Genomic DNA, 21,047 nt, shown 5'->3' with positions numbered 1-21,047 from the left:
GGGACGAACGGTTTCCCGCCGCAGTCGGATGTGTGGTGTTCGAATACCTCGCGTTACCTGCGAAAGCGATTGAATCACCCTTGAACGTCCACCACTCGAGACGTTTCCCTATGTGATCAAACGTGATGAACGTCTCGTTCCGCTCATTGGCCGCACTCTTCCGGCCAGGCGTTTCCGCCCCTGTGCACCACGGGGGTCGCCCGTTACCCGATTTTGACATGGCTGCGCGTCTGATCGAGCCAGTCCGGTGGCAAGATGCCCCAATCACACAGGGTCGCGACACCCACAAACGTGTTCTGGCCCATTCGGAGAGCCTCTCACCCCGCAGGAGGAACGAGCATGACCGCCAGCATTACGCGCCGACGCAGCCGACGGACCGGCATGAAGTCCAAGGCGGCCGCGGCCGGCGCGATCGCGGTCACCGGTGCCCTGCTCCTGACGGGCTGTGGCGACCAGAGGGACAAGACGACCACCACCAGAGGCGCCAGCACGGCCCCGCTCTTCAGCATGTTGCCGAAGAAGATCCAGAGCGCGGGCGTGATCAAGGTCGGCTCGGACATCAACTACCCGCCGGTGGAGTTCAGGAAGAACGGCCAGGTCGTCGGCATTGACCCGGACCTCGCCGCCGCGATGGGCAAGGTCCTCGGCGTGGACTTCAAGTTCAACAACGGCACGTTCGACGGTCTGCTGACCGGCCTGCGCTCCAAGCGGTACGACATCGCCATGTCGGCCATGACCGACAACAAGAGCCGCCAGGACGGCGTGGACCCCGCGACCGGCAAGCCGGTCGGCGAGGGCGTCGACTTCGTGGACTACTTCACGGCCGGTGTGTCGATCTACACCAGGAAGGGCGAGGACCAGGGCATCAAGACCTGGGACGACCTGTGCGGCAAGGACGTCGTCGTCCAGCGCGGCACCACCTCCCACGACCTGGCCAAGGCCCAGAGCAAGACCTGCGAGAAGAACCAGAAGAGCAAGATCTCGATCGAGGCCTACGCGAACGACACCGAGGCCCAGACCCGGCTGCTCGGCGGCGGCGGTGACGCCGGCGCCAGCGACTTCCCGGTCGCCGCCTACGCCGTGAAGACCTCGGGCGGCGGCAATGACTTCCAGCTGGTGGGCGAGCAGGTCGAGGCGGCCCCGTACGGCATAGCCGTGGCCAAGGGGAACACCGAGCTGCGCGATGCGCTGCGGCAGGCGCTGGCCTTCATCATCGCGAACGGCGAATACGACAAGATCATCGCCAAGTGGGGCGTCCAGGACGGCGCGGTCCTCAAGGCCGTCGTCAACGGCGGCAAGTGACCCGGCCTCCCCTCGCTCACGCGCTCCCACCGAAAGGCTCTTTCCGTGACTGTTGAGATCGACAAGGTGGGTCCTCAGGACGCCCCACCTCCCCCACCCGCGCCGGAAACCATCCGGGCCATCCCGGTCCGGCACTACGGGCGCTGGGTCACCGCGATCGTCGTCATCGCCCTTCTGGCGTCGCTCGTGTACGCCTTCTCCCAAGGGAAGGTGAACTGGGGAGCCATCCCGGATTACTTCTTCAACGACGAGATCCTCAAGGGCGTCGGCAAGACCATCTGGATCACGATCGCCTCCATGGCGCTCGGCGTGATCCTCGGCGTCATCCTCGCGGTGATGCGGCTGTCCAAGAACCCGGTGACCGCCTCCATCGCCTGGGGCTACATCTGGTTCTTCCGCGGCACGCCGGTCTATGTGCAGCTGCTGCTGTGGTTCAACCTCGGGCTGATCTTCGACTACATCAACCTCGGCCCGATCTACCAGGACGAGTGGTCGGACTTCATGACCCCGTTCCTGGCCGCCCTGCTGGGGCTCGGCCTGAACGAGGCCGCGTACATGGCGGAGATCTGCCGCGCGGGCATCCAGGCCGTCGACGAGGGCCAGACCGAGGCGGCGCACGCGCTGGGCATGAGCCACACCAAGACGCTGCGCCGGGTGGTGCTGCCGCAGGCGATGCGGGTGATCGTGCCGCCGACCGGCAACGAGTTCATCAACATGCTCAAGACCACCTCGCTGGTCGTCGCCGTGCAGTACTGGGATCTGCTCCAGGCCACCAGCGAGGTCGGCCAGACCTCCGGCGCGCCCGCGGAGATGCTCTTCCTCGCGGCCCTCTGGTATCTCATCCTGACCTCCGTCCTGAGCGTGGGCCAGTTCTACCTGGAGCGGTACTACGCCCGCGGCTCGAGCCGCAGCCTGCCGATGACCCCGTTCCAGCGGGTCCGGGTCAATCTCTTCTCCTTCTCCAACCGACCCTCCGGAGGTGTGGGCACGTCATGAACGCCATGGTGAAGGCCGAAGGCGTCCACAAGTCCTTCGGCGCGGTACAGGTCCTCAAGGGCATCGACCTGGAGGTCGCGCCCCGCGAGGTGTTCTGTCTGATCGGCCCGTCCGGCTCCGGGAAGTCCACCTTCCTGCGCTGTATCAACCACCTGGAGAAGATCAACTCCGGGCGGCTGTACGTGGACGGCGAGCTGGTCGGCTACCGGCAGAAGGGCGACAAGCTCTACGAGCTCAAGGACCGCGAGGTCGCCGCGAAGCGCCGGGACATCGGCATGGTCTTCCAGCGCTTCAACCTCTTCCCGCACATGACCGCGGTGGAGAACGTCATGGAGGCGCCGGTCCAGGTCAAGGGCGAGGCCAAGGCGGTCGCGCGGGAGCGCGCGCTGCGGCTGCTGGACCGGGTGGGCCTGTCCGACAAGGCCGGCAACTACCCCTCGCAGCTCTCCGGCGGCCAGCAACAGCGCGTCGCCATCGCGCGGGCGCTGGCCATGGAGCCGAAGCTGATGCTCTTCGACGAGCCCACCTCGGCGCTCGACCCCGAGCTGGTCGGCGATGTGCTGGACGTGATGCGCGGGCTGGCCGAGGACGGCATGACCATGGTCGTGGTGACCCACGAGATGGGCTTCGCCCGTGAGGTCGGGGACTCGATCGTCTTCATGGACGACGGGGTGGTCGTGGAGTCCGGGCACCCGCGCGAGGTGCTCACCAACCCGCAGCACGAGCGGACCAAGTCGTTCCTGTCGAAGGTCCTGTAGCGCTGCTCGAGGAACACAGAGGTACGCAACGGGTGGTACGGGCCGGATCCGGCCCGTACCACCCGCGCCTGTTTCAGCTCCTCCGGCTACGCCGGCTACTTCAGGGCGAGCACCATCGCGTCCGACGGGGAGCACCACACGGCCCGCGCCTCCCCGAACCCCGCCTCGCGCAGCGTGGCCGCGTGCCAGCCGACGGGCTGGAACGCCTCGGCCACGCCGTCCGCGTGGTCCGCGCCGTCGGCCGGGTTGCCGAAGATCTTGAACCGCTCGGCGACGGGCGCGGCGAGCGCCTCGTCCCGGGCCGCCGCCTGCCACCACGCCGCCCAGTCCTGCGCGCCCTCGGCCCTGGCCCGCTCCCGCCGGGCGTGCTCGAACGCGCGCACGGCGGCGTCGATCCTGGGCGTGTCCCGCCCCGGCATGTGGTCGGCGTTCAGGAACGCCCCGCCGTCCCGCACCACCCCTGCCAGCTGCCCGTACAGCACGCGCAGCGCGTCGTCCGGCAGCCAGTGGAGCGCGGTGGCGGTGAGCACGACGTCGTACGAGCGGTGCGGCAGCCGGTCCGTCCACCCCGGGTCGCGCAGGTCCGCCGTCACGAACCCGGCCCGGTCGTCCGCCGCGAAGTGGCCGCGCGCGATGGTCAGCAGCGCCGGGTCGAGGTCCACGCCCGTGCTGGTGGCGCGGGGGAATCTGCGCAGCGCCCGGTCGGTGATGCTGCCGGTGCCGCAGGCCAGGTCCAGAATTCTCGGCTCCGGGCCGACCAGCGCCTCGACCATGTCCAGCATCACCCCGAACCGCTCCTCGCGGTCGGGGAGGTACCACTCCTGCTGCCGGTCCCAGCTCTGCTGCCATGCCCGCCAGTTCGGCGCGGCGACGGTGTCGGTCATCAATTCTCTCCCCGCCTGCTCCGTCGTAATACCCTCGTAGCCATATCAGCCATTACCGACGATAGCCCGACCCTCGTAAGGACCACAAGTGGAACTGGCCTATTACTCGGATCTCGCCGTGCGCCTGGTCAACAGCGAGGAGCCCGCGCGCGGCACCGACGCCCTCACCTCGGTCGATGCGGTGCGCGCACTCTTCGGGGAGAGCCAGCAGGCGGCGCGGCGCGCCACCGACTCCGATGTCACCCGGCTGAGGTCGGTGCGCGCCCGGCTGCGCGCCGTCTTCGAGGCGGCGGCGGGCGGGGACGAGGTGCTGGCCGTGGACCTGCTGAACGCGCTGCTCATCGAGTTCCCGGTCAGCCCGCAGATCTCCGGGCACGAGTACCGGGACGAGGACGACCGCCCCAAATGGCATATGCACATCGCCGACTACGCCGCCAACGCGAGCGCGGGTTACGCCGCGACCGCCTCCATGGGGCTCGCCTTCCACCTCACCGAACTGGGCGTCGACCGCCTCGGCATCTGCGAGGCACCGCCCTGCCGCAACGCCTATCTCGACACATCGACAAATCGGTCCCGGCGCTACTGCTCCGACCGCTGCGCCACCCGCGCCAACGTCGCCGCCTACCGCGCCCGCAAGCGCCTGGACACCGAGCGCTCCGAGACCGCCCCGCGCCGGCCCGGCAGCACCCCCCCAGACCGTGCCGACCGCGCCGACCGCGCCGACCCCACCCGCCGCACCGCGGACAGCACCCACGACAGCATCCCGGCCACCGACCGCTGACCCGACCCGGCCCCCGGCAGCGGCCGCAGCCGCACCCAGACCCTGGCCACCACCAGCTCGTCCGGCACCACGCCGAACTCCCGGCTGTCGTTCTCCACGTACGGGTTGTCCCCCATCACCCACCAGCCGCCGTCACGCCGCTCCACGATGCGCTTGACGATCAGCAGGTCCTGGCGGAACGGATGCCGCAGCAGCACCACATCGCCCGCCCGGACGGCCACGCCGTACCGGACGACCAGCTGATCTCCGGGGTTCAGCGTCGGCACCATCGACGGGTTGTAGACCTCGGCGAGCCCGATCCGCAGCAGCCCACGGCGCTCGCGGTCCTGCTCCTGCCCGCGATCGTGCAGCTGCTCTGGCATCAAGACACCTCCGGTCACGTACATTCAGCATCCCAGGCGTCCCAGGCTGCCACTGGACTTTTGACCTAAGCCCCCCGGGGCACCCGGGAAAAGCCTTCCCCCACGGAGTAATCTCGCACCTGAGAAGACGATCACTTAAGGAAGGACAGCTCTATGCTCTCCCGCCTGTTCGCCCCGAAGGTCAAGGTCAGCGCCCACTGCGACCTGCCCTGCGGTGTGTACGACCCGGCCCAGGCCCGTATCGAAGCCGAGTCCGTCAAGGCCGTCCAGGAGAAGTACCAGGCCAACGAGGACCCGCACTTCCGGGCCCGCGCCACCGTCATCAAGGAGCAGCGCGCGGAGCTCGCCAAGCACCACGTCTCGGTGCTGTGGAGCGACTACTTCAAGCCGCCGCACTTCGAGAAGTACCCGGAACTGCACCAGCTGGTCAACGACACCCTCAAGGCGCTCAGCGCCGCCAAGGCCTCCACGGACCCGGCCACGGGTCAGAAGGCTCTGGACTACATCGCCCAGATCGACAAGATCTTCTGGGAGACCAAGAAGGCCTGATCTTGCTCTGATCGCGGCACCTTCTTCGTCCGCACCCGGTCCGCGGGCCGCCGACCACGGCGGCCCTGGCGGTCCGGGTGCGGTCTTTTGTGCGGATGAGTACGGCTGAGTGCCGATGTTTCTCGCGCGGCGCCCTTCGTCCGGGAACGCTCCTTGGCCACCGTTCGTCTACAGTTCCGTAGACGAACGGTGTTCCGACGGAGGATCATGCACCCCAAGATCCTGGTTGTTGAGGACGATCACGCCCTGCGGGACGTGCTGCGCCGTGGCCTGTGCGACGAGGACTTCGACCCGGTCCTGGCCGCCGACGGCGCCACCGCCCTGCGGCTGGCCACCGCCGACATCTCGGCGGCCGTCCTGGACGTCGGCCTGCCGGATGCGGACGGACGGGACGTATGCCAGGCGATGCGCGCCAATGGCTTCCTCGCCCCCGTGATCTTCCTCACCGCCCGGCACCAGCTCACCGACCGCCTGTCCGGATTCTCCGCCGGAGGCGACGACTACCTGCCCAAGCCCTTCCACCTCGCCGAGCTCGCCGCCCGGCTCAGAGCCGTACTCAAACGGGCCACCGCGACGGCGGTGGCCTCCGTCGGGGACCTGGTCCTGGACGCGGTGGACCTCAGCCTGACCGTGCGCGGTGCCCGCGTCGCGCTGTCCCCCACCGAGTTCCGGCTGCTGGCCACGCTCGTCGCCGCGGACGGGACGCTGGTGCGCCGCCGCGAGCTGGTGCGGGCCGGCTGGCCCGAGGGCGCGCAGGTCAGCGACAACACCCTGGACCAATATCTGAGCCGGCTGCGCCGCAAGCTGCGGGAGGCGGGCAGCGGCCTGGCGATCGGCACGGCGCGGGGCACGGGACACCGCCTGTCATGAGCCGTGCCTTCCGTGCCTTCCGTGTCTCCCGGGTCTTCCGTCGCCTTGTCCCACGCACCCTGCGCGGCCGGCTGTCTCTCGTGGCGCTGACCACCGCCACACTGCTGATGACGATCCTGACCGTCGCGTTCAACGTCGCGATGGACCGGCATCTGCGGCACCAGGCGGACGACGAACTGCGCAACCGGGCGGCGGCCGTGGCCACGACCATCGACACCAGCGGCCCCCGGGTTCGGGTCCTGGAAACCGTCAACGACCGCCTCCTCGACGCGAACGTCTGGACGTACGACGGAACCCGTCCGCTGGAGAAGCCGCCGTCCGTCACGGCCGACAGCCCGCTCACCCAGGCCGCCGACCGGCTGGCGGCGCAGCCGAAGCATGCCTGCGCGACCGTCGACGCCCGCGGTCACCCGCCGGTCCGGCTGTGCTCCCAGCCCATCCCCGGCCGCCATGCCGGCGCCACCGTCGTCACCGCGCTGGACCTGACTCCGTACCGCAACTCGGCCGACACCCTGCTGCTGGGGTCGCTCATCCTGGACGCGGTGATGCTCGGCTGCACCTATGTGCTCACCCGCCTGTCCGTCGGCCGGGCGCTGCGCCCGGTGCGGACGATGACCGACCAGGCCACCCAGTGGAGCGCCGTGGGCTCCGACGCGCGCTTCAGCGCGGAGGACCGCCCGGCCGAGCTCGCCCGCCTCGGAGCCTCACTGGACCAGCTCCTGGACCGCATCCGCACCGTGCTGCGCCACGAACAGCAACTGACGGCGGAGCTGTCCCACGAGCTGCGCACCCCGCTCACCCGGATCATCATCGAGCTCGACTGGTTGCGGGCCCGCCCCCGCACGGACGCCGAGGCCCGCGCCACCCAGGAGGTGATCGCCGAGGCCGCCCAGTCCATACGCACCATCTGCGACACCCTCCTGGACGACGCCCGCGAGAACGCGCTGAACCCGGCGACGGCCCCGGGGACGACCGACGTCGTGCCCGTCCTGGACCGCCTGCTCCAGCGCCTCGACACACCGGATCAGGTGCGGACCTCGATGGAGCCGGGAGCCCCGGTGCTGGCGGCGGGGGTCGCGCCCGCTCTCCTCGAACGCATCCTCAGCCCCCTGCTCGCCAACGCCGTCCGCTACGCCCGTTCCCGCGTGACCGTGTCCGCGCGGCCCGTCCCCGGCGCCGTGCGGATCGACGTCGTCGACGACGGCCCCGGTGTGCCGGAGGCATTCGTGGGCGAGCTGTTCCAGCCCGGCAGGCGCGCCGACACCGGCGACGGGCACGACGGCGCCGGGCTGGGGCTGCCGCTCGCGCGACGCCTGGCCCGCGCCGTCGGCGGTGACGTGTCCTACGAACCCGGACCCGCGCCCGGCGCCAGGTTCACGGTCAGCCTGCCCGCCGGATGACCGGCTCCCGCTCCCGCTTCGCCGGTGGGGCGGCGGTCCGGTGCTCCCGCACCTGGGCGAAGGCCATCAGGCCGAACAGTACGGCGAGCAGGACGGCGGACGAGCCCGCGGTGCCGAGATCCAGGCCGCCCTTGGCGACCGGCTTGGTGAGGAAGTCGCCCGCGGTGGCGCCCAGCGGGCGGGTGAGGACGAAGGCGAACCAGAACAGCAGCACGTTCGGCACCGCGGACACCTTCATCAGCGCCACGAGCACGGCGAGCACCCCGGTCACGAGCAGTGCGCCGCCGGCGTAGCCGAGGCCCGAGCTGTCGGACAGGAAGTCGCCCATGGACGTGCCGAGGGTGTTCGACACGAGGATCGCCGCCCAGAACAGCGCCTCGCCCTTGAAGGTGACGATGTCGCGGATCCGGAACGTCATCCCGCTCACCTTCCAGGCGAGGAAGATCGCCAGCAGGATCGAGATCAGGATCGCCGCTCCGACCGGGTAGCCGAGGCCCAGCCCCTGCGGGCCCCAGCCGAGCGAAGCGGCGCCGTTCGAGAGGTATTTGGCGCTGGCGTCGCGATTCATGAAGTCGGACATCGTGGTGCCGGCCATGCTGGTCGACAGGATCACGGTCCAGTAGAAGAACGGGTTGTAGCGGTGGGATCGCAGCTGGACCACCAGCGTCACCACGAAGATCAGGAACAGCGCGATCGTGGTGAGGAAGTAGCCCAGCTTCAGGGTCTGTGAGAAGAGGTCGCCCGCCGTCTCGCCGAGGGTCGTCGCGGCGATCTTCATGATCCAGAAGGCCAGCGTGACCTCGGGCAGCTTCTTCATCACCGACTTGGTCGTGCTCGACATGCTCGACGTGTTCGACGTACTCGCCACGTCGAGTTCGGTGAGGATCTCCGATTTCGCCAACTCGGCTTCTCCTGTCCGGTCGAACAACAGAGCGCTCGCTCCCGGGACCGGGACGAGCGCCCTGTTGAGATGAGCCGACCGCCGGTGGCGGCCGGGATCTCCGACCGTGGCACAGAGAGCCTGAAAGCATCCTGAACGCGGACCGCCCGGCAGGTCAGGCCGGGTGTCAGGCGGCCCGCTCCGGGTCGGTGACGTCCTTGCGCGTCACCCCCAGGTAGACGACCAGGCCGAGGATGACGGCCAGGAACAGCGCGCTGGTGACGACGGTGCCCAGGCCCAGGCCGCCGTCTCCGGTGGGCTGGGAGAGGTAGTCGCCGATCGAGGCGCCGAGCGGCCGGGTGAGGATGTACGCGATCCAGAAGCTCCACACCGCGTCGAGGCCGAGTGCGAAGTGCGCGACGCCGACCGCGGCGATGCCCAGGGCGAACAGCACGGCGGCCAGCCAGTAGCCGAGGCTCATGCGCTCGGAGACCAGGTCACCGGCCGCGGTGCCCAGGGCGAAGGTGAAGAGCACCGCGAGCCAGTAGAAGGACTCGCGGCTGGTGGTGTCGACGCTGTGGATGGACAGCGTCCGCTCGCGCCGGTACCAGACGGCGAACACGACCGCGAGGATGATCGCGAACACCGCCGTACTCGCCTCCAGCGGCACGCCCATGTTGTCGGTGAGGTTGTCGCTGATCAGGGTGCCGACGACGCTGATCAGGGCCACGGCGAGCCAGTAGACGCCCGCCCGGTACGCGCTCGTGCGGAACTGCACCACAAGCACCACGGCCAGCAGCGCGCTCATCAGCACCGACACGCCGGTCAGGCCGAGCCCGGCCTTCTCGTTCAGCAGGTCGGCCGCGGTCTCGCCGACCGTCGTGCACAGCACCTTGATGATCCAGAAGTAGACGGTGACCTCGGGCACCTTGTTCCAGCTCAGCCGATGCCGCGTCGGAGCGGCGGGTCGGCCTGCCTTGGACATCGCTGATGTCTCGGACGTTTCATGGGTCATGGGCAGCGACCGTGCCATCGGACACCTGAACGCATCCTGACTGCCGCACGATGAGTTTTCCCGGCGCGGACGGTCTCACTGTTGTCCATAACGCAGGAGGAGACGCATGGATCAGCTGCTGAGAGTCCAGAACTTCACTGTCTCGAGCGACGGAATCGCCGCCGGCGAGAACCAGACCCTCGAAAATCCGTTCGGTCACGTCGATCCCGGGAGGCTGTTCGCCTGGGCCGGAGCCACGGCGAGCTGGCCCATGCGCACCGACCCCGGAGGCAGCCGCGGCCTCGACGACTACTTCACTCGGGACTTCGCGCGCAACATCGGCGCCGAGATCATGGGCCGTAACAAGTTCGGGCCCCAGCGCGGGCCCTGGCAGGACGAGGAGTGGCGCGGCTGGTGGGGTGACGAGCCCCCGTTCCACACCCCGGTGTTCGTCATGACCCACCACCCGCGTCCTTCGTTCACGCTCTCCGACACCACGTTCCACTTCGTCGACGGCGATCCGGCCACGGTCCTCCGGCAGGCGCGCGAGGCGGCGCGGGGCAAGGACGTCCGGCTCGGCGGCGGGGCCACCACCATCCGGGAGTTCCTCGAGGCCGACCTCGTCGACACCCTGCATGTGGCGGTCTCGCCGGTGAAGCTCGGATCCGGGGTACGGCTCTGGGAGTCGCCCGATGAGCTGCTCGACCGGTTCCACCTCGATGTCGTGCCCAGCCCCAGCGGGATGACGCACCACCTCTTCTGGCGAAAGGAACGCGCTCCGCGCGCATGACGAGGCGCCCCCGCGTCCCGGCCCGGGGGCCGGAACGAGGGGGCACCGCCCACCGGCCGCCGTCAGGCGGTGGCGCCCTCCGCCGCCCGGGGGCCCGGTGCGGCCGGCGGGAAGGGGATCCGCTCCAGGACGGGGAGCAGCTCCGCCTCCTCGTCGTCGAGGTGGCGGGTCAGCTCCTCGGTCATCCGGTCCAGCTCGGCCCGGAAGCGGGCCGGGTCGGCGGTGGTGATGTCGGCCAGGAGCGCGAGAAGCCGCTCCTTGAGGACGGCGACCGTACGGTGCTGGTCGCGCAGGCGGTCGAGGGGTTCGCGCAGATCCGGGTGGTGGGTCGCCAGGGCGGGGAAGACGGCGGTGTCCTCGCCGGTGTGGTGGTGCGTCAGCGCCTCGCAGAAGGCGAGGCAGTGCTGCCGGATCTGAAGGCCGAGCCCCGGTGCCGGGGGTTCGCCGGGCCCTTGGTGGGCGGCGCGGGCGGCGAGGTGGGCGTCGGCCTCATGGCGTATGTGGCCCAGCTGGCCGCGCAGCCAGGTGTGGATCTCCAGGACCTTGTCGGCGAGGGTCCTGATCTCACGGGGCACCTCCCCCGCCGCTCCGTGGTCGGGGCGCTCCAGCGCCACGACCGGCAGGGCACGCTCGGTACGGCTCTGGTAGTCGCCGTATCCGGGCGCCACCCGCACCACCCGCTCGAACAGCTCGTCCCGCCGCGCCCCCTCGGCGGGGACCGCGATCGCCTCGAACGCCTCGGCGCCGATCTCCACCCCCACCACGGGGTGGGCGAGGATGTTGCGGTACCAGGCGGGATGGCGGTGCGCGCCGAGGTTGGACGCGATGACGAGCAGCAGGTCGCCGTCGCGGACGTAGCCGAGCGGCACGGTGCGGGGCTCCCCCGACTTCGCCCCCGTGGTGGTGAGCAGAAGGAGATCGCCGCCCTCGAAGGGGCCGCCGACCTTTCCCTCGTTGGCTCGGAACTCCTCGATGATCTGTTGATTGAAGGATGTGGGCATACGGTGTCGAATCTCCGGAAAAGGTGTGTGACGACGGTGAGGCGCGCGCCCCTGGTCCGGAGGCCCGGAAATGGACGTCTGTGTGCTCAGTCGGCTGAGCGGAAGTGACGGGACGAGGGACGACGCGCGGAGGCGGTGCTCAGGTCAGACGCGCAGCGCGGAGTAGGCGCTCATGACGTGGTCCCTTCGTGATGGTGCTCGCCCGGCTGTCGGCCTGCCCACTGCTCTCTGGCCGACGCCACGTGGCACCGGGCGCCATTACAGCCGGGCGTTCATCCCCCTGTCAACGCGGAAGATCGGCCCTGGCATCGGCCCTGACCAGGGGGTCGGCGGCGGCATCCCGGTTGATGTCGTGCCGGATGTGCACGACGCTGGATCTGCGCGCCCTTGTGGCCTCCCGCTCGGAGGCCGGGCCGGGCGCGGTGAAAGTGGGACGGATCGACGATGACGGGCCAGGAGAGCGCCCTTCCCTTTGGCGACGGGCTCGGCGACCGGCGGGGCGACCCGCTCGACGAGGCGGCCACGGCGAGGGCCACGATCAGCGCTGACGCCGTCGTGACCAGCTGGAACGAGGGCGCCCGACGGCTGCTCGGCCACCTTCCCGCGGAGGTGGTGGGCCGGGACGCGGCCGCGCTGCTCGCCGAGGAGCTCTCCCCCGAGGACGTCCGGGCCGCGGCGGCCCTTCCCCGCTGGAGCGGCACGCTGACCCTGCGCCACCGTGACGGCCGCACCGTACCGGTCCGGCTGCTGGCCCACCGCGGCGCGCCGAGCGCGGACGGGCCGGGCGACTGGCTGCTGGTCTCCGCGCTCCCGGGTCCCGGCGAGGGCACCGGGGACACCGAGGACGTCACCAAGGACGTCGCCGAGGACGTCATCGGGCAGGCGGAGGACGACGCCCTGCTGGCGCTGGCGTCCCAGCAGGCCCCCTGCCCCGTGGCGATCTACGACCGGCTGCTCAGGCTGCGCAAGATCAACGACCATATGGCCCAGGTCATCGGGTTGCCCGAGGAGGAGATCCGCGGCCTGCGGCTGTCGGAGATCGGCGGGAAGCTGGAGAGCGAGGACCTCGAACGGAACATGGCCGAGGTGCTGCGCACCGGGGAGCGGCGCAATGTGGAGACGTACCGCCGCGTCGGCGCCGAGACCCGCGCCCACGCCTGGTCGGCCCGCCTCGCCCCGCTCAAGACGCCGGACGGCGAGGTGCACGGCGTCTGTCTGGCCGCCCATGACATCACCGAGCAGTACCGTGCCCGGCAGCGGCTGCTGCTGCTCAGCGAGTCCAGCGTGCGCATCGGCACCACGCTCGACGTCACCCGTACCGCGCAGGAACTGGCCGACGTGGGCGTCCCCGGCCTGGCCGACTTCGTCAGCGTCGATCTGCTGGAGCCGCGAGGCCACAACGAGGGGGCCGAAGGGGCCGAGTCGGTCGAGGGGGCCGAGGGGATCGGCGAGCCGCCGCCCGGACCGCCGGCCGGCCCGGTGGTACTGCGCCGGGCCGCCCACCAGTCCGTCCTCCCGGGCGCCCCGGAGGCCGTGGTGAAGCTGGGGCAGGTGGACACCTACCCGGAGTACTCCCCGCAGGCCGCGTCCCTGGCGGCGGGCCGGCCCATCATCCACCGCGAGACCGACGCCGCCATCAGGCGCTGGGCGGCCGAGTCCGCGGCCCGCGCCGCCACGCTGCGCACCTACGGCTTCCACTCGATGATGTCGGTGCCCATCCGGGCCCGTGGGGTCACGCTCGGCGTGGCCGCCTTCTCCCGCCACAGCCGGCCCGAGCCGTTCACCGAGGACGATGTGCTGCTCGCGGAGGAGATCACCGCCAGGGCGGCCGTCTGCCTGGACAACGCGCGCCGCTTCACCCGGGAGCGCGACACCGCCCTGGCGCTCCAGCGCAGCCTGCTGCCCCAGACCCTGCCCAGGCCCACGGCGCTGGACATCGCCTTCCGCTACCAGCCCGCGGGGACCTACGCCGGGGTGGGCGGCGACTGGTTCGATGTGATCCCGCTGTCCGGGGCGCGGGTGGCGCTGGTCGTGGGCGATGTGGTCGGCCACGGCATCCAGGCCTCCGCCACGATGGGGCGGCTGCGTACGGCGGTGCGCACGCTCGCCGACGTCGACCTGCCGCCCGACGAGCTGCTGACCCACCTCGACGACCTCGTCATCCACCTGTCCGCCGAGGGCGGCGCGGGCACCCCCACCGGGGACGTCGGCGCCACCTGCCTGTACGCGGTGTACGACCCGGTCGCCGGCCGCTGCTCGCTCGCCCGCGCGGGCCATCCGCCGCCGGTTCTGGTGGCCCTCGACGGCACGGCGAGCGCCGTCCACGCGCCGGCCGGACCGCCGCTCGGCGTCGGCGGGCTGCCCTTCGAGGCGGTCGAGTTCGACGTCCCCGAGGGCGTGGTGCTCGCCCTCTACACCGACGGCCTGATCGGCGGCCGGGGCCGTGACCTCGACGACGGGCTGGCCGCGCTCACCGCCGCGCTGGCCCATCCCGCCCCCTCCCTGGAGGCTGGGTGCGACAGCGTGCTGCGGACGCTGCTCCCCGAGCACGGCGCCTCCGACGACGTGGCCCTCCTGCTGGCCCGGACCCGCGGTCTGGACGCCTCGCGCGTGGCGACCTGGGACGTGCCCGACGACCCGGCCCTCGTCGCCCGGGCCCGCCGGGACGTGACGGACCGGCTGCTGGCCTGGGGGCTCGACGAGGCCGTCTTCACCACCGAACTGGTCGTCAGCGAGCTGGTCACCAACGCCATGCGGCACGCCGCCGAGCCCATCCAGCTGCGCCTGATCTACGACCACACGCTGATCTGCGAGGTCTCCGACGGCAGCAACACCGCCCCGCATCTGCGCCGCGCCCGCGTCTTCGACGAGGGCGGCCGCGGGCTGCTGCTGGTCGCCCAGCTCTGCCGGCGCTGGGGCAGCCGGCACTCGGCCACCGGGAAGACGATCTGGGCGGAGCAGGCGCTGCCGTCGCTGTAGCGAGGGGGCTCTGCGGCGCGGGGTTTCGGCAGGGGCCGGACAAGGCTCACGCGGGCAACCGGTTCTTCGTGGGGTTGCCGCCCTCCGCGGCGCGCGGCAGCGGGCTGTCGTTGCGCCGCAGCCACTGCCGGTACGCCGTGCTCGCCCAGGCCAGCTCCAGGTAGGAGTCCCTGAGGTCGTGGAAGAGCGCGTCCGCGTCGGGCGGGTCGGTGGGGCGGGAGGCCAGGGAGAGGCGCAGGGTGAGGGGGTCGTCGAGGAGGGGGCGGATGGCGAGGCCGGGGCGGGGGGTCGCGGTGGGGCGGCAGGGGGTGACCAGTTCGCCGGAGGCGACCAGGTCGGCGGCGGTGGGGTAGTCGCCGTAGACGACTCGGGGGCTGCGGCCCGCGGTGGCGAAGGCCCGGCGGAGGGTGGCTTCCTGGCCCTCGTGGGCGGGGTCGAGCATCCACTGCTCCGCGGCGAGGTCGGCGAGCGGGACGACGGGGCGGGCGGCGGCCGGGTGGGTCGCGGGGAGGGCGACGAACTGGGGCTCGCGGGCGACGAGTACGCGTCTGCGCACGCCGTCGGGGACGCGCAGCGGGGCGCCTTCGGCCTCGTGGACGAAGGCGACGTCCAGCTGGCTGCCGGCGACCATCCGCAGCAGCGAGTCGGCCCAGACGTCGATGTGGATGGTGGTGTCCGCGTCGGGGAAGCGGGCGCGGAGTCTGCGCAGCCAGCCCGCCACGGCCTGGCCGCCGGTGCTGCCGACGCGCAGCCGGGCACCCGTGGTCGGACCGCACCGGCCGGCCTCCTGCTTGGCCTCCGCGACGAGGGCGTTCATTTCGGCCACGATGGGCCGGGCCCGGCAGAGCACGGAGCGCCCGAGGGGGGTCGGCCGGCTGCCGGTGAGCTCGCGCGAGAACAGCGGGCCGCCGATGGCGTTCTCGATGCGCCTGAGCTGGGTTGTCAACGAGGGCTGGCTCATGCCCAGTTGACGTGCGGCCTTGCGTAAGCTGCCGGTGTCGGCGATGGCGCACAGTGCGCGAAGGTGCCTGACCTCGAGCTCCACGGCGCGAGCATAACGGCCGTTCAGGAGGTCACACCAGACACTCAATGCACACGAACACCGCATCCCGGACGGTCGATCGAGGTCCGGGAGACGACCGGAGCGCGGCCGGAGCGCGGCCAAAAACACGGGGGCGCACGGGGGTTATGTGATGGTGCTATCGCCGGTTGATATCTCCGCGTGGCGCCGGATCTGACCAAGACTTCGGGGCACCAAGCGTTCATCCCATGGCCTCGGGCCGCCACCTCACCGTCGGCGGACGGGGCCTGACGGACGATGAGGAGCCCCCCACATGAAGTTCTCCACGTCGGCGCTCGTGACGACGCTGGGCCTCGGCCTGGCCTCGACTCTGTCCGCCGTACCCGCCTCCGCCGCCACACCCGACGGCGGCGCCGTCAGCCCCACCGCCAAGTCCGCGTACGTCGCGAGCGGCGAGAGCCGCGCCGACACCGACGCCTTCCTCAAGGCCGTGATCAAGTCGGTGCTGGACAAGCGGGGCGTGGTGCCCGGCGCGGAGGCCGTCACCGTCACCTACAGCACCAGCAGGGCACCGAGCTTCAGGTCCGTGATAGCCCGCTCCACCCAGATCTGGAACTCCTCGGTCAGCAATGTGAAGCTTCAGGAAGGCAGCAACGCCGACTTCGAGTACCGCGAGGGCAATGACCCGAGCGGCTCGTACGCGAGCACGGACGGCCACGGCAACGGCTACATCTTCCTGGACTTCGCGCAGAACCAGCAGTACGACTCCACCCGCGTCACCGCGCACGAGACCGGCCATGTGCTCGGGCTGCCGGACCACTACTCGGGTCCGTGCAGCGAGCTGATGTCGGGCGGCGGGCCGGGCACGTCCTGCAAGAACTCCCAGCCCAACGCGGCCGAGATCAGCAGGGTGAACCAGCTGTGGGCGAACGGCCTGGCCGCCCTCGGCAAGACGTACGGAGCGAGCGCCCGGTAGGGCCGCGACCGGCACCCCTGACCGCACCCGGCACCTCGCGCCACGCCGGGTGCGGTCAGGTGTCCGCGGGGAGTACCGTGAAGGCCACGAGAGCATTCAGCGCATAACGGCCGGATTCCCTCCAGGCTGGGGCCCGGCCCGTGGGAGTGAGCGCCATGGAGACCGTCGTCATGGTGGCCGTGATCGTCGTGCTGATCGCCACGGGCGTGGTGGTGATCCACCGGCTCAACGCCCAGCACGGCAGTCGGGTCTCCGCGCTCCGCTACGGCGACAACCCGCCCGGACAGCGCCGCCCCCTGCGCCACCACCGGCTGCTCGCCCGCCGGCGGGCGAGCCACCACCGCGTCACCCATGACGGGGGCCGGCGGGTCTGAGCGGCCCCGCGCCGCCTCCCCGGTCAGTCCTCTCGCAAGGCGTCGGCCAGCGTCGGTGCCGGGCACAGCACGTCCAGGAGCCCGCCCACGCGCAGGGTGCGCAGGATCAGCGGGCTGTCGCAGACCAGCCGCAGCCGCCCGCCGCGGTCCCGCACCCGGCGGTAGGCACGGCACAGCAGCTCTAACCCCGAGCAGTCGAAGAAGCGGGTCGGCGTCAGGTCGATGACGACGGAGGGCGCGGGCGGGGAGGTGGCCCGGTCCAGCTCCAGGCCGATGCGCTCCCGGCCGACGATGTCGATCTCGCCGTGGAGCTCCACGACGGTGTACCCGGCGGCCTTGTATGTACAGGCGCGGGGCGCCGCGCCGCGGTCCGCGCGGAGGCGCCCGGGGGTGATGGCAGGCGCGGGCACCTCCCGGCGGGGAGGGCCTTGCTGCGTCATCGCGAAATCACCTCGGAACGGCACACTGCCCCCTTTCACCCTCATGAGGGTCCCGGAAGCGGGCAGGGTCGGCACCGGGACGGATACCACCGGGGTCCTGGGTGATGTGCCCGCGAGCGTAGACGGGTGACCGCCGGTTACGGAGGTAGGGACCCGATTTTTGCCGGAGTAAATGCGCTCGTGCGAGTGAATTTCTGCTCTTACTATTGACACTTGGTCGGACACACTCTTACGCAATGGCGCCGCTGCTCCCTCCGGCGCTCACCTCCCCCGACCGCGCGACCGCGAAGGCCAGGTCGTCCACGACCTCGAAGGCCTCATCGAGCCGGACCATCCGCAGCAGCCGGGTGAACCGCGGGTCGACGATCACCAGCCGCAGCCGCCCGCCGCGCTCCAGCACGCGGTTGCGCAACCGGCACAGCAGGGACACCCCGGCACAGTCCAGGAAGGTCACCATCCGCAGGTCCAGCACCAGGTTCGGGCGGGCCGCGCGGGTGAGGGAATCGAGCCGGGCGGAGATCCTCGCCGCGGCGAAGATGTCCAGCTCGCCCGAGACCTCCGCCACCGTGACACCGCCGAGCACACGCACGCGCACGCCGAACGCGGGCCGATCGTCAAACATGAAGCCCCCTTGGGGTGATGGAGGCGCGACCACGTCAGTACATGACATACCCATCTATCCGCTCACCAGTCAACGAACGGGGCGGCAAGTGTCGTTGGCGTATTTGCGCCGACCACATGAACACCGCCCCGCCCGGGTCACCCGAGCCGTGGCGCGGGCGGGCCTCCCGGCCCCCAGTAGCGCTCCGCCCGCCTGCGGCGCCCGGCCTTCAGCGCCCAGAACGCCGCGGCCACCAGGGCCAGCAGGACGCCGCCCACGGTCAGCAGCCAGGCGGGGACGCCCCCCACCCTCAGCAACTGGTGGTCATAGGTGACGCGCTGAAAGGTGGTGTCCTCCGCGGCGCGCCGGAACTCATGGTCCCCATCGATGAGTTCCGGACGCGCGAACGACTGCTGAAAGCCGGTCAGGAACATCCGCCGCCCCGCGACCTCCGCCAGCTCCCCCAGCGGCGCCTGCCCGGGGGTGAACCACCCGGCGTAGGTCACCTGCGGCGCCCCGCCCCCGATGTCGCCGCGCGGCTCCATGCGGTGCGGTGCCAGCACATACAGCTCCAGGGCCTGTGGCGTCTTCGCCAGTCGCGACAGCCGCATCGGATAGACCAGGCGGGACGAGTCGAAGGTGAGCCGCAGCGGGTCGAGCGTCCCGCCGAGCACCTCCTTGGCGCCGTCACCCTTGTCACCGGCCACCGCGGGCGCCAGGCGCACCGCGACGTACTCCCACTTGGCGCGCACATACGGCTTCAGCCCCTCGGCCAGCCGGTCGGGCAGTTCGAATCCGTGCGCCTCCAGCCAGTCGCGCAGCGCGTCCGGGTCGGTCGCGGTGAGCCGGGCGACGTCGAACGGGCCGAGCCGCTCACGGCTGACGACGCCCACGCGCGGGGGCGCGCCGGCCCCGGCGCCCTCCCGGGGCCCGCCCACGTACTCGATCTTCCGGTCGTCGAAGGGCCAGTCGCCCGGCCTCGGCCAGAAGTAGTGACGCGTCCGGCGCACCGGCGCGGTGAGCTCGCGCACCTCGTCGAAGAGGGCGCGGTCCCCGAGCCGGACCGTCGCCCGGTTCGGCACCGGCATGATCCAGGCCGCCTCGTGGGCGTCGCCGCCCACGGTCAGGCTCATCACGATCTCCTCGGTGCGGCCGTCCCAGCGCACCACCGACGCCTCGCGCTCCACCGCCATGGTGGTGTTCCGGCCCGGCACCAGCCCGCCGCAGCCGCAGGCGTACGCCGGCCACACCAGCGATCCGAGCTGGAACGTCACCAGCGCCAGCACCACCAGCCACGTCCGCCGCCACCCCGGCCAGGCCATCCGTCCCCCGACGTACCGCACTCCGTACTCCCCGCTCGCGGCGCCCGGCTCCGCCGTGCCGCATCACACCGTGCCCGCATGTCGCCATGCGCGCGTTCCCCCGCCCTACCGGCGGACATGACCTCAGACGGCGGCCATGAGGGATCCGGTTCCTCGGCTGGAAAGGCCGTAAGCTCCAGAACTCGGGGCGCAAGATTGGCACGTACCGGCGTGTCCAGTGGACGCGCGCCCCCACAAGACTGAAGGCGACCAAGCCGACCGGCTCCCCGCTCACCCGCACATCCGGGCGGCGGCCGGATGGACACCCGGGCGAAGGGCTAGACAGCATGACGGGTTCACGCATAGCGGCCGTCGGCCATTACCAGCCCACGAGGGTGGTCACCAACGACGACCTGGCGGCCATCGTCGACACCAGCGACGAATGGATCCGCACCCGGGTGGGGATCCGCACCCGGCACATCGCCCGCCCGGACGAGACGGTGGACGAGATGGCCGCCGCGGCGGCCGGCAAGGCCCTCGCCGCGAGCGGGCTCGCCCCCGCCCGCATCGACCTTGTGATCGTCGCCACGTCCACGGCGATCGACCGCAGCCCCAACATGGCGGCCCGGGTCGCCGCCCGGCTCGGTCTCGGCTCCCCCGCCACCCTGGACCTCAACGTGGTGTGCGCCGGCTTCACCCACGCCCTGGCCACCGCCGACCACACCATCCGGGCCGGGTCGGCCACCGCCGCCCTCGTCATCGGGGCCGACAAGTTCACCGAGGCGGCCGACTGGACCGACCGCTCCAGCTGTGTGCTGCTCGGGGACGGCGCGGGCGCCGCCGTCGTGGTGGCCGACGACACGACGTACACGGACGGTGTCCGGGCGATCGGGCCGGTCGTCTGGGGCTCGGTGCCCGAGATGGGCCGCGCGGTGCGCATTGAGGGCACCCCGCCCCGCTTCTCCCAGGAGGGCCAGACCGTCTACCGCTGGGCCACCACCCAGCTGCCGCCCATCGCGCGCGAGGTGTGCGCGCGGGCCGGGGTCACCCCCGAGGAGCTGGCCGGGGTGGTGCTGCACCAGGCCAATCTGCGGATCATCGAGCCGGTCGCCCGCAAGCTCGGCGCGACGAACGCGGTCATCGCGCGTGATGTCGTCGAGTCCGGCAACACCTCGGCGGCCAGCGTGCCGCTGGCGCTGTCCAAGCTGGTCGAGCGGGGGGAGATCGAGCCGGGCGCACCGGTGCTGCTCTTCGCCTTCGGCGGCAATCTCTCGTACGCGGGCCAGGTCATCCGCTGCCCGTAAGGGCGCGCCGCCGGGCGGTGTCCGATTCGTTCAAGACCGGGTACCGGCCCGGTGCCTACGCTGCCCGCATGACAGCACGATTTGACGCGGTCGGCCTGGTCGCGACCGACCTGGCCGCCTCGCTCGCCTTCTATCGTCGGCTCGGCGTAAACATCCCCGCCGACGCCGATACCCATCCGCATGTCGAGGCCACCCTGCCGGGCGGGCTGCGCCTGCTGTGGGACACCGTCGAGGTGGTCCGCTCCTTCGACCCCGACTGGACTCCGTCGCCGAGCGGGTCCGGGCGCATCGGCCTGGCCTTCCTCTGCGACAGCCCGGCGGACGTGGACAAGACGTACGCCGAGCTCGTCGAGTCGGGCGCCGGGCGCGGGCACCGGGAGCCGTGGGACGCGTTCTGGGGCCAGCGGTACGCCACCGTCCTCGACCCGGACGGGAATGGCGTCGACCTGTTCGCGCCCCTGGCCACCGACTGACCGGGGCGCGG

21 protein-coding genes and 1 pseudogene are annotated in these 21,047 nt (G+C 71.3%); 13 read left to right on the top strand and 9 right to left on the bottom strand.

Annotated elements, in window-relative coordinates; all coding sequences use genetic code 11:
- The first annotated feature begins 339 nt into the window (after positions 1–339).
- Genes ABTY62_RS15120 through ABTY62_RS15110 form a run of 3 tightly spaced genes read left to right on the top strand, consistent with a single transcriptional unit; the run spans position 340 to position 3,056 of the window.
- Positions 340–1,302, top strand: coding sequence for an ABC transporter substrate-binding protein (locus tag ABTY62_RS15120; protein WP_352129830.1), 963 nt, complete (start codon positions 340–342; stop codon positions 1,300–1,302).
- 45 nt (positions 1,303–1,347) lie between these two features.
- Positions 1,348–2,298 (top strand): amino acid ABC transporter permease, encoded by a 951-nt coding sequence (locus tag ABTY62_RS15115; RefSeq protein ID WP_352129829.1) that lies wholly within the window; start codon positions 1,348–1,350, stop codon positions 2,296–2,298.
- A gap of 5 nt (positions 2,299–2,303) precedes the next feature.
- Positions 2,304–3,056: an amino acid ABC transporter ATP-binding protein gene (locus ABTY62_RS15110; RefSeq protein WP_352129942.1), complete on the top strand. Its 753-nt coding sequence runs from the start codon at positions 2,304–2,306 to the stop codon at positions 3,054–3,056.
- Between the two features lie 95 nt (positions 3,057–3,151).
- Here ABTY62_RS15110 and ABTY62_RS15105 read toward each other — a convergent pair whose 3' ends face one another.
- On the bottom strand, positions 3,152–3,940 hold the full coding sequence (locus ABTY62_RS15105) for a class I SAM-dependent methyltransferase (RefSeq protein ID WP_352129828.1): 789 nt from the start codon (positions 3,938–3,940) through the stop codon (positions 3,152–3,154).
- Between the two features lie 88 nt (positions 3,941–4,028).
- Between ABTY62_RS15105 and ABTY62_RS15100 the strand changes: the two genes are divergently transcribed.
- On the top strand, positions 4,029–4,721 hold the full coding sequence (locus ABTY62_RS15100; RefSeq protein WP_352129827.1) for a CGNR zinc finger domain-containing protein: 693 nt from the start codon (positions 4,029–4,031) through the stop codon (positions 4,719–4,721).
- A 98-nt stretch (positions 4,722–4,819) separates the two neighbouring features.
- On the opposite strand, the pseudogene ABTY62_RS47505 reads toward ABTY62_RS15100, so the two are convergent.
- Positions 4,820–4,990 (bottom strand): annotated as a pseudogene (locus ABTY62_RS47505) (S24 family peptidase); the annotation flags it as partial.
- Between the two features lie 246 nt (positions 4,991–5,236).
- Here ABTY62_RS47505 and sodN point away from each other — a divergent pair.
- The 3 genes from sodN (at position 5,237) to ABTY62_RS15080 (ending at position 7,902) form a co-directional block, all read left to right on the top strand.
- Complete coding sequence (sodN, locus tag ABTY62_RS15090; protein WP_311729825.1) at positions 5,237–5,632, top strand: superoxide dismutase, Ni; 396 nt, start codon at positions 5,237–5,239, stop codon at positions 5,630–5,632.
- A 207-nt stretch (positions 5,633–5,839) separates the two neighbouring features.
- Positions 5,840–6,502 (top strand): response regulator transcription factor, encoded by a 663-nt coding sequence (locus ABTY62_RS15085; RefSeq protein ID WP_352129826.1) that lies wholly within the window; start codon positions 5,840–5,842, stop codon positions 6,500–6,502.
- A complete protein-coding gene (locus ABTY62_RS15080) occupies positions 6,499–7,902 on the top strand; it encodes a sensor histidine kinase (protein WP_352129825.1) in 1,404 nt (467 codons plus the stop codon). The genes ABTY62_RS15085 and ABTY62_RS15080 overlap by 4 nt, the downstream gene beginning before the upstream one ends.
- Here the strand turns inward: ABTY62_RS15080 and ABTY62_RS15075 are convergent.
- Positions 7,883–8,803 (bottom strand): COG4705 family protein, encoded by a 921-nt coding sequence (locus ABTY62_RS15075; protein ID WP_352129824.1) that lies wholly within the window; start codon positions 8,801–8,803, stop codon positions 7,883–7,885. The genes ABTY62_RS15080 and ABTY62_RS15075 overlap by 20 nt on opposite strands.
- A 166-nt stretch (positions 8,804–8,969) precedes the next feature.
- The gene (locus tag ABTY62_RS15070) at positions 8,970–9,797 is read right to left on the bottom strand and encodes a COG4705 family protein (RefSeq protein ID WP_352129823.1); all 828 of its coding nucleotides are present in this window, start codon (positions 9,795–9,797) and stop codon (positions 8,970–8,972) included.
- A 106-nt stretch (positions 9,798–9,903) separates the two neighbouring features.
- Here ABTY62_RS15070 and ABTY62_RS15065 point away from each other — a divergent pair, with 106 nt between their 5' ends.
- The gene (locus ABTY62_RS15065) at positions 9,904–10,566 is read left to right on the top strand and encodes a dihydrofolate reductase family protein (protein ID WP_352129822.1); all 663 of its coding nucleotides are present in this window, start codon (positions 9,904–9,906) and stop codon (positions 10,564–10,566) included.
- 62 nt (positions 10,567–10,628) lie between these two features.
- On the opposite strand, the gene ABTY62_RS15060 is transcribed toward ABTY62_RS15065, so the two are convergent.
- A complete protein-coding gene (locus ABTY62_RS15060) occupies positions 10,629–11,567 on the bottom strand; it encodes a nitroreductase/quinone reductase family protein (protein ID WP_352129821.1) in 939 nt (312 codons plus the stop codon).
- A gap of 444 nt (positions 11,568–12,011) precedes the next feature.
- Between ABTY62_RS15060 and ABTY62_RS15055 the strand changes: the two genes are divergently transcribed.
- Positions 12,012–14,546 carry a SpoIIE family protein phosphatase gene (locus tag ABTY62_RS15055; RefSeq protein ID WP_352129820.1) on the top strand — a complete coding sequence of 845 codons (2,535 nt, stop codon included), beginning with the start codon at positions 12,012–12,014 and terminating at the stop codon, positions 14,544–14,546.
- Positions 14,547–14,592: 46 nt separating this feature from the next.
- On the opposite strand, the gene ABTY62_RS15050 is transcribed toward ABTY62_RS15055, so the two are convergent.
- A complete protein-coding gene (locus ABTY62_RS15050; protein WP_352129819.1) occupies positions 14,593–15,591 on the bottom strand; it encodes a LysR family transcriptional regulator in 999 nt (332 codons plus the stop codon).
- Between the two features lie 289 nt (positions 15,592–15,880).
- Here ABTY62_RS15050 and snpA point away from each other — a divergent pair, with 289 nt between their 5' ends.
- Together snpA and ABTY62_RS15040 are read left to right on the top strand one after the other, a co-directional pair.
- A complete protein-coding gene (snpA, locus tag ABTY62_RS15045) occupies positions 15,881–16,543 on the top strand; it encodes a snapalysin (protein WP_352129818.1) in 663 nt (220 codons plus the stop codon).
- A 155-nt stretch (positions 16,544–16,698) separates the two neighbouring features.
- Complete coding sequence (locus tag ABTY62_RS15040) at positions 16,699–16,917, top strand: hypothetical protein (RefSeq protein WP_352129817.1); 219 nt, start codon at positions 16,699–16,701, stop codon at positions 16,915–16,917.
- Positions 16,918–16,940: 23 nt separating this feature from the next.
- Here the strand turns inward: ABTY62_RS15040 and ABTY62_RS15035 are convergent, their stop codons facing one another.
- The 3 genes from ABTY62_RS15035 to ABTY62_RS15025 form a co-directional block, all read right to left on the bottom strand.
- On the bottom strand, positions 16,941–17,357 hold the full coding sequence (locus tag ABTY62_RS15035; RefSeq protein WP_352129816.1) for an anti-sigma factor antagonist: 417 nt from the start codon (positions 17,355–17,357) through the stop codon (positions 16,941–16,943).
- A 229-nt stretch (positions 17,358–17,586) separates the two neighbouring features.
- Positions 17,587–17,979, bottom strand: coding sequence for an STAS domain-containing protein (locus ABTY62_RS15030; RefSeq protein ID WP_311729813.1), 393 nt, complete (start codon positions 17,977–17,979; stop codon positions 17,587–17,589).
- 137 nt (positions 17,980–18,116) lie between these two features.
- On the bottom strand, positions 18,117–19,280 hold the full coding sequence (locus ABTY62_RS15025; RefSeq protein ID WP_352129941.1) for a DUF2330 domain-containing protein: 1,164 nt from the start codon (positions 19,278–19,280) through the stop codon (positions 18,117–18,119).
- 326 nt (positions 19,281–19,606) lie between these two features.
- Here ABTY62_RS15025 and ABTY62_RS15020 point away from each other — a divergent pair, with 326 nt between their 5' ends.
- Both ABTY62_RS15020 and ABTY62_RS15015 read left to right on the top strand, forming a co-directional pair.
- Positions 19,607–20,563, top strand: coding sequence for a beta-ketoacyl-ACP synthase III (locus ABTY62_RS15020; protein ID WP_352129815.1), 957 nt, complete (start codon positions 19,607–19,609; stop codon positions 20,561–20,563).
- 68 nt (positions 20,564–20,631) lie between these two features.
- Positions 20,632–21,036 (top strand): VOC family protein, encoded by a 405-nt coding sequence (locus tag ABTY62_RS15015; protein WP_352129814.1) that lies wholly within the window; start codon positions 20,632–20,634, stop codon positions 21,034–21,036.
- The last annotated feature ends 11 nt before the right edge of the window (positions 21,037–21,047 follow it).

The organism is Streptomyces sp. NPDC097640, assembly GCF_040302705.1.
Taxonomy (GTDB): domain Bacteria; phylum Actinomycetota; class Actinomycetes; order Streptomycetales; family Streptomycetaceae; genus Streptomyces.
Note: the sequence above shows the minus strand (reverse complement) of the source record. Positions and strands in the feature narration are given on the sequence as shown.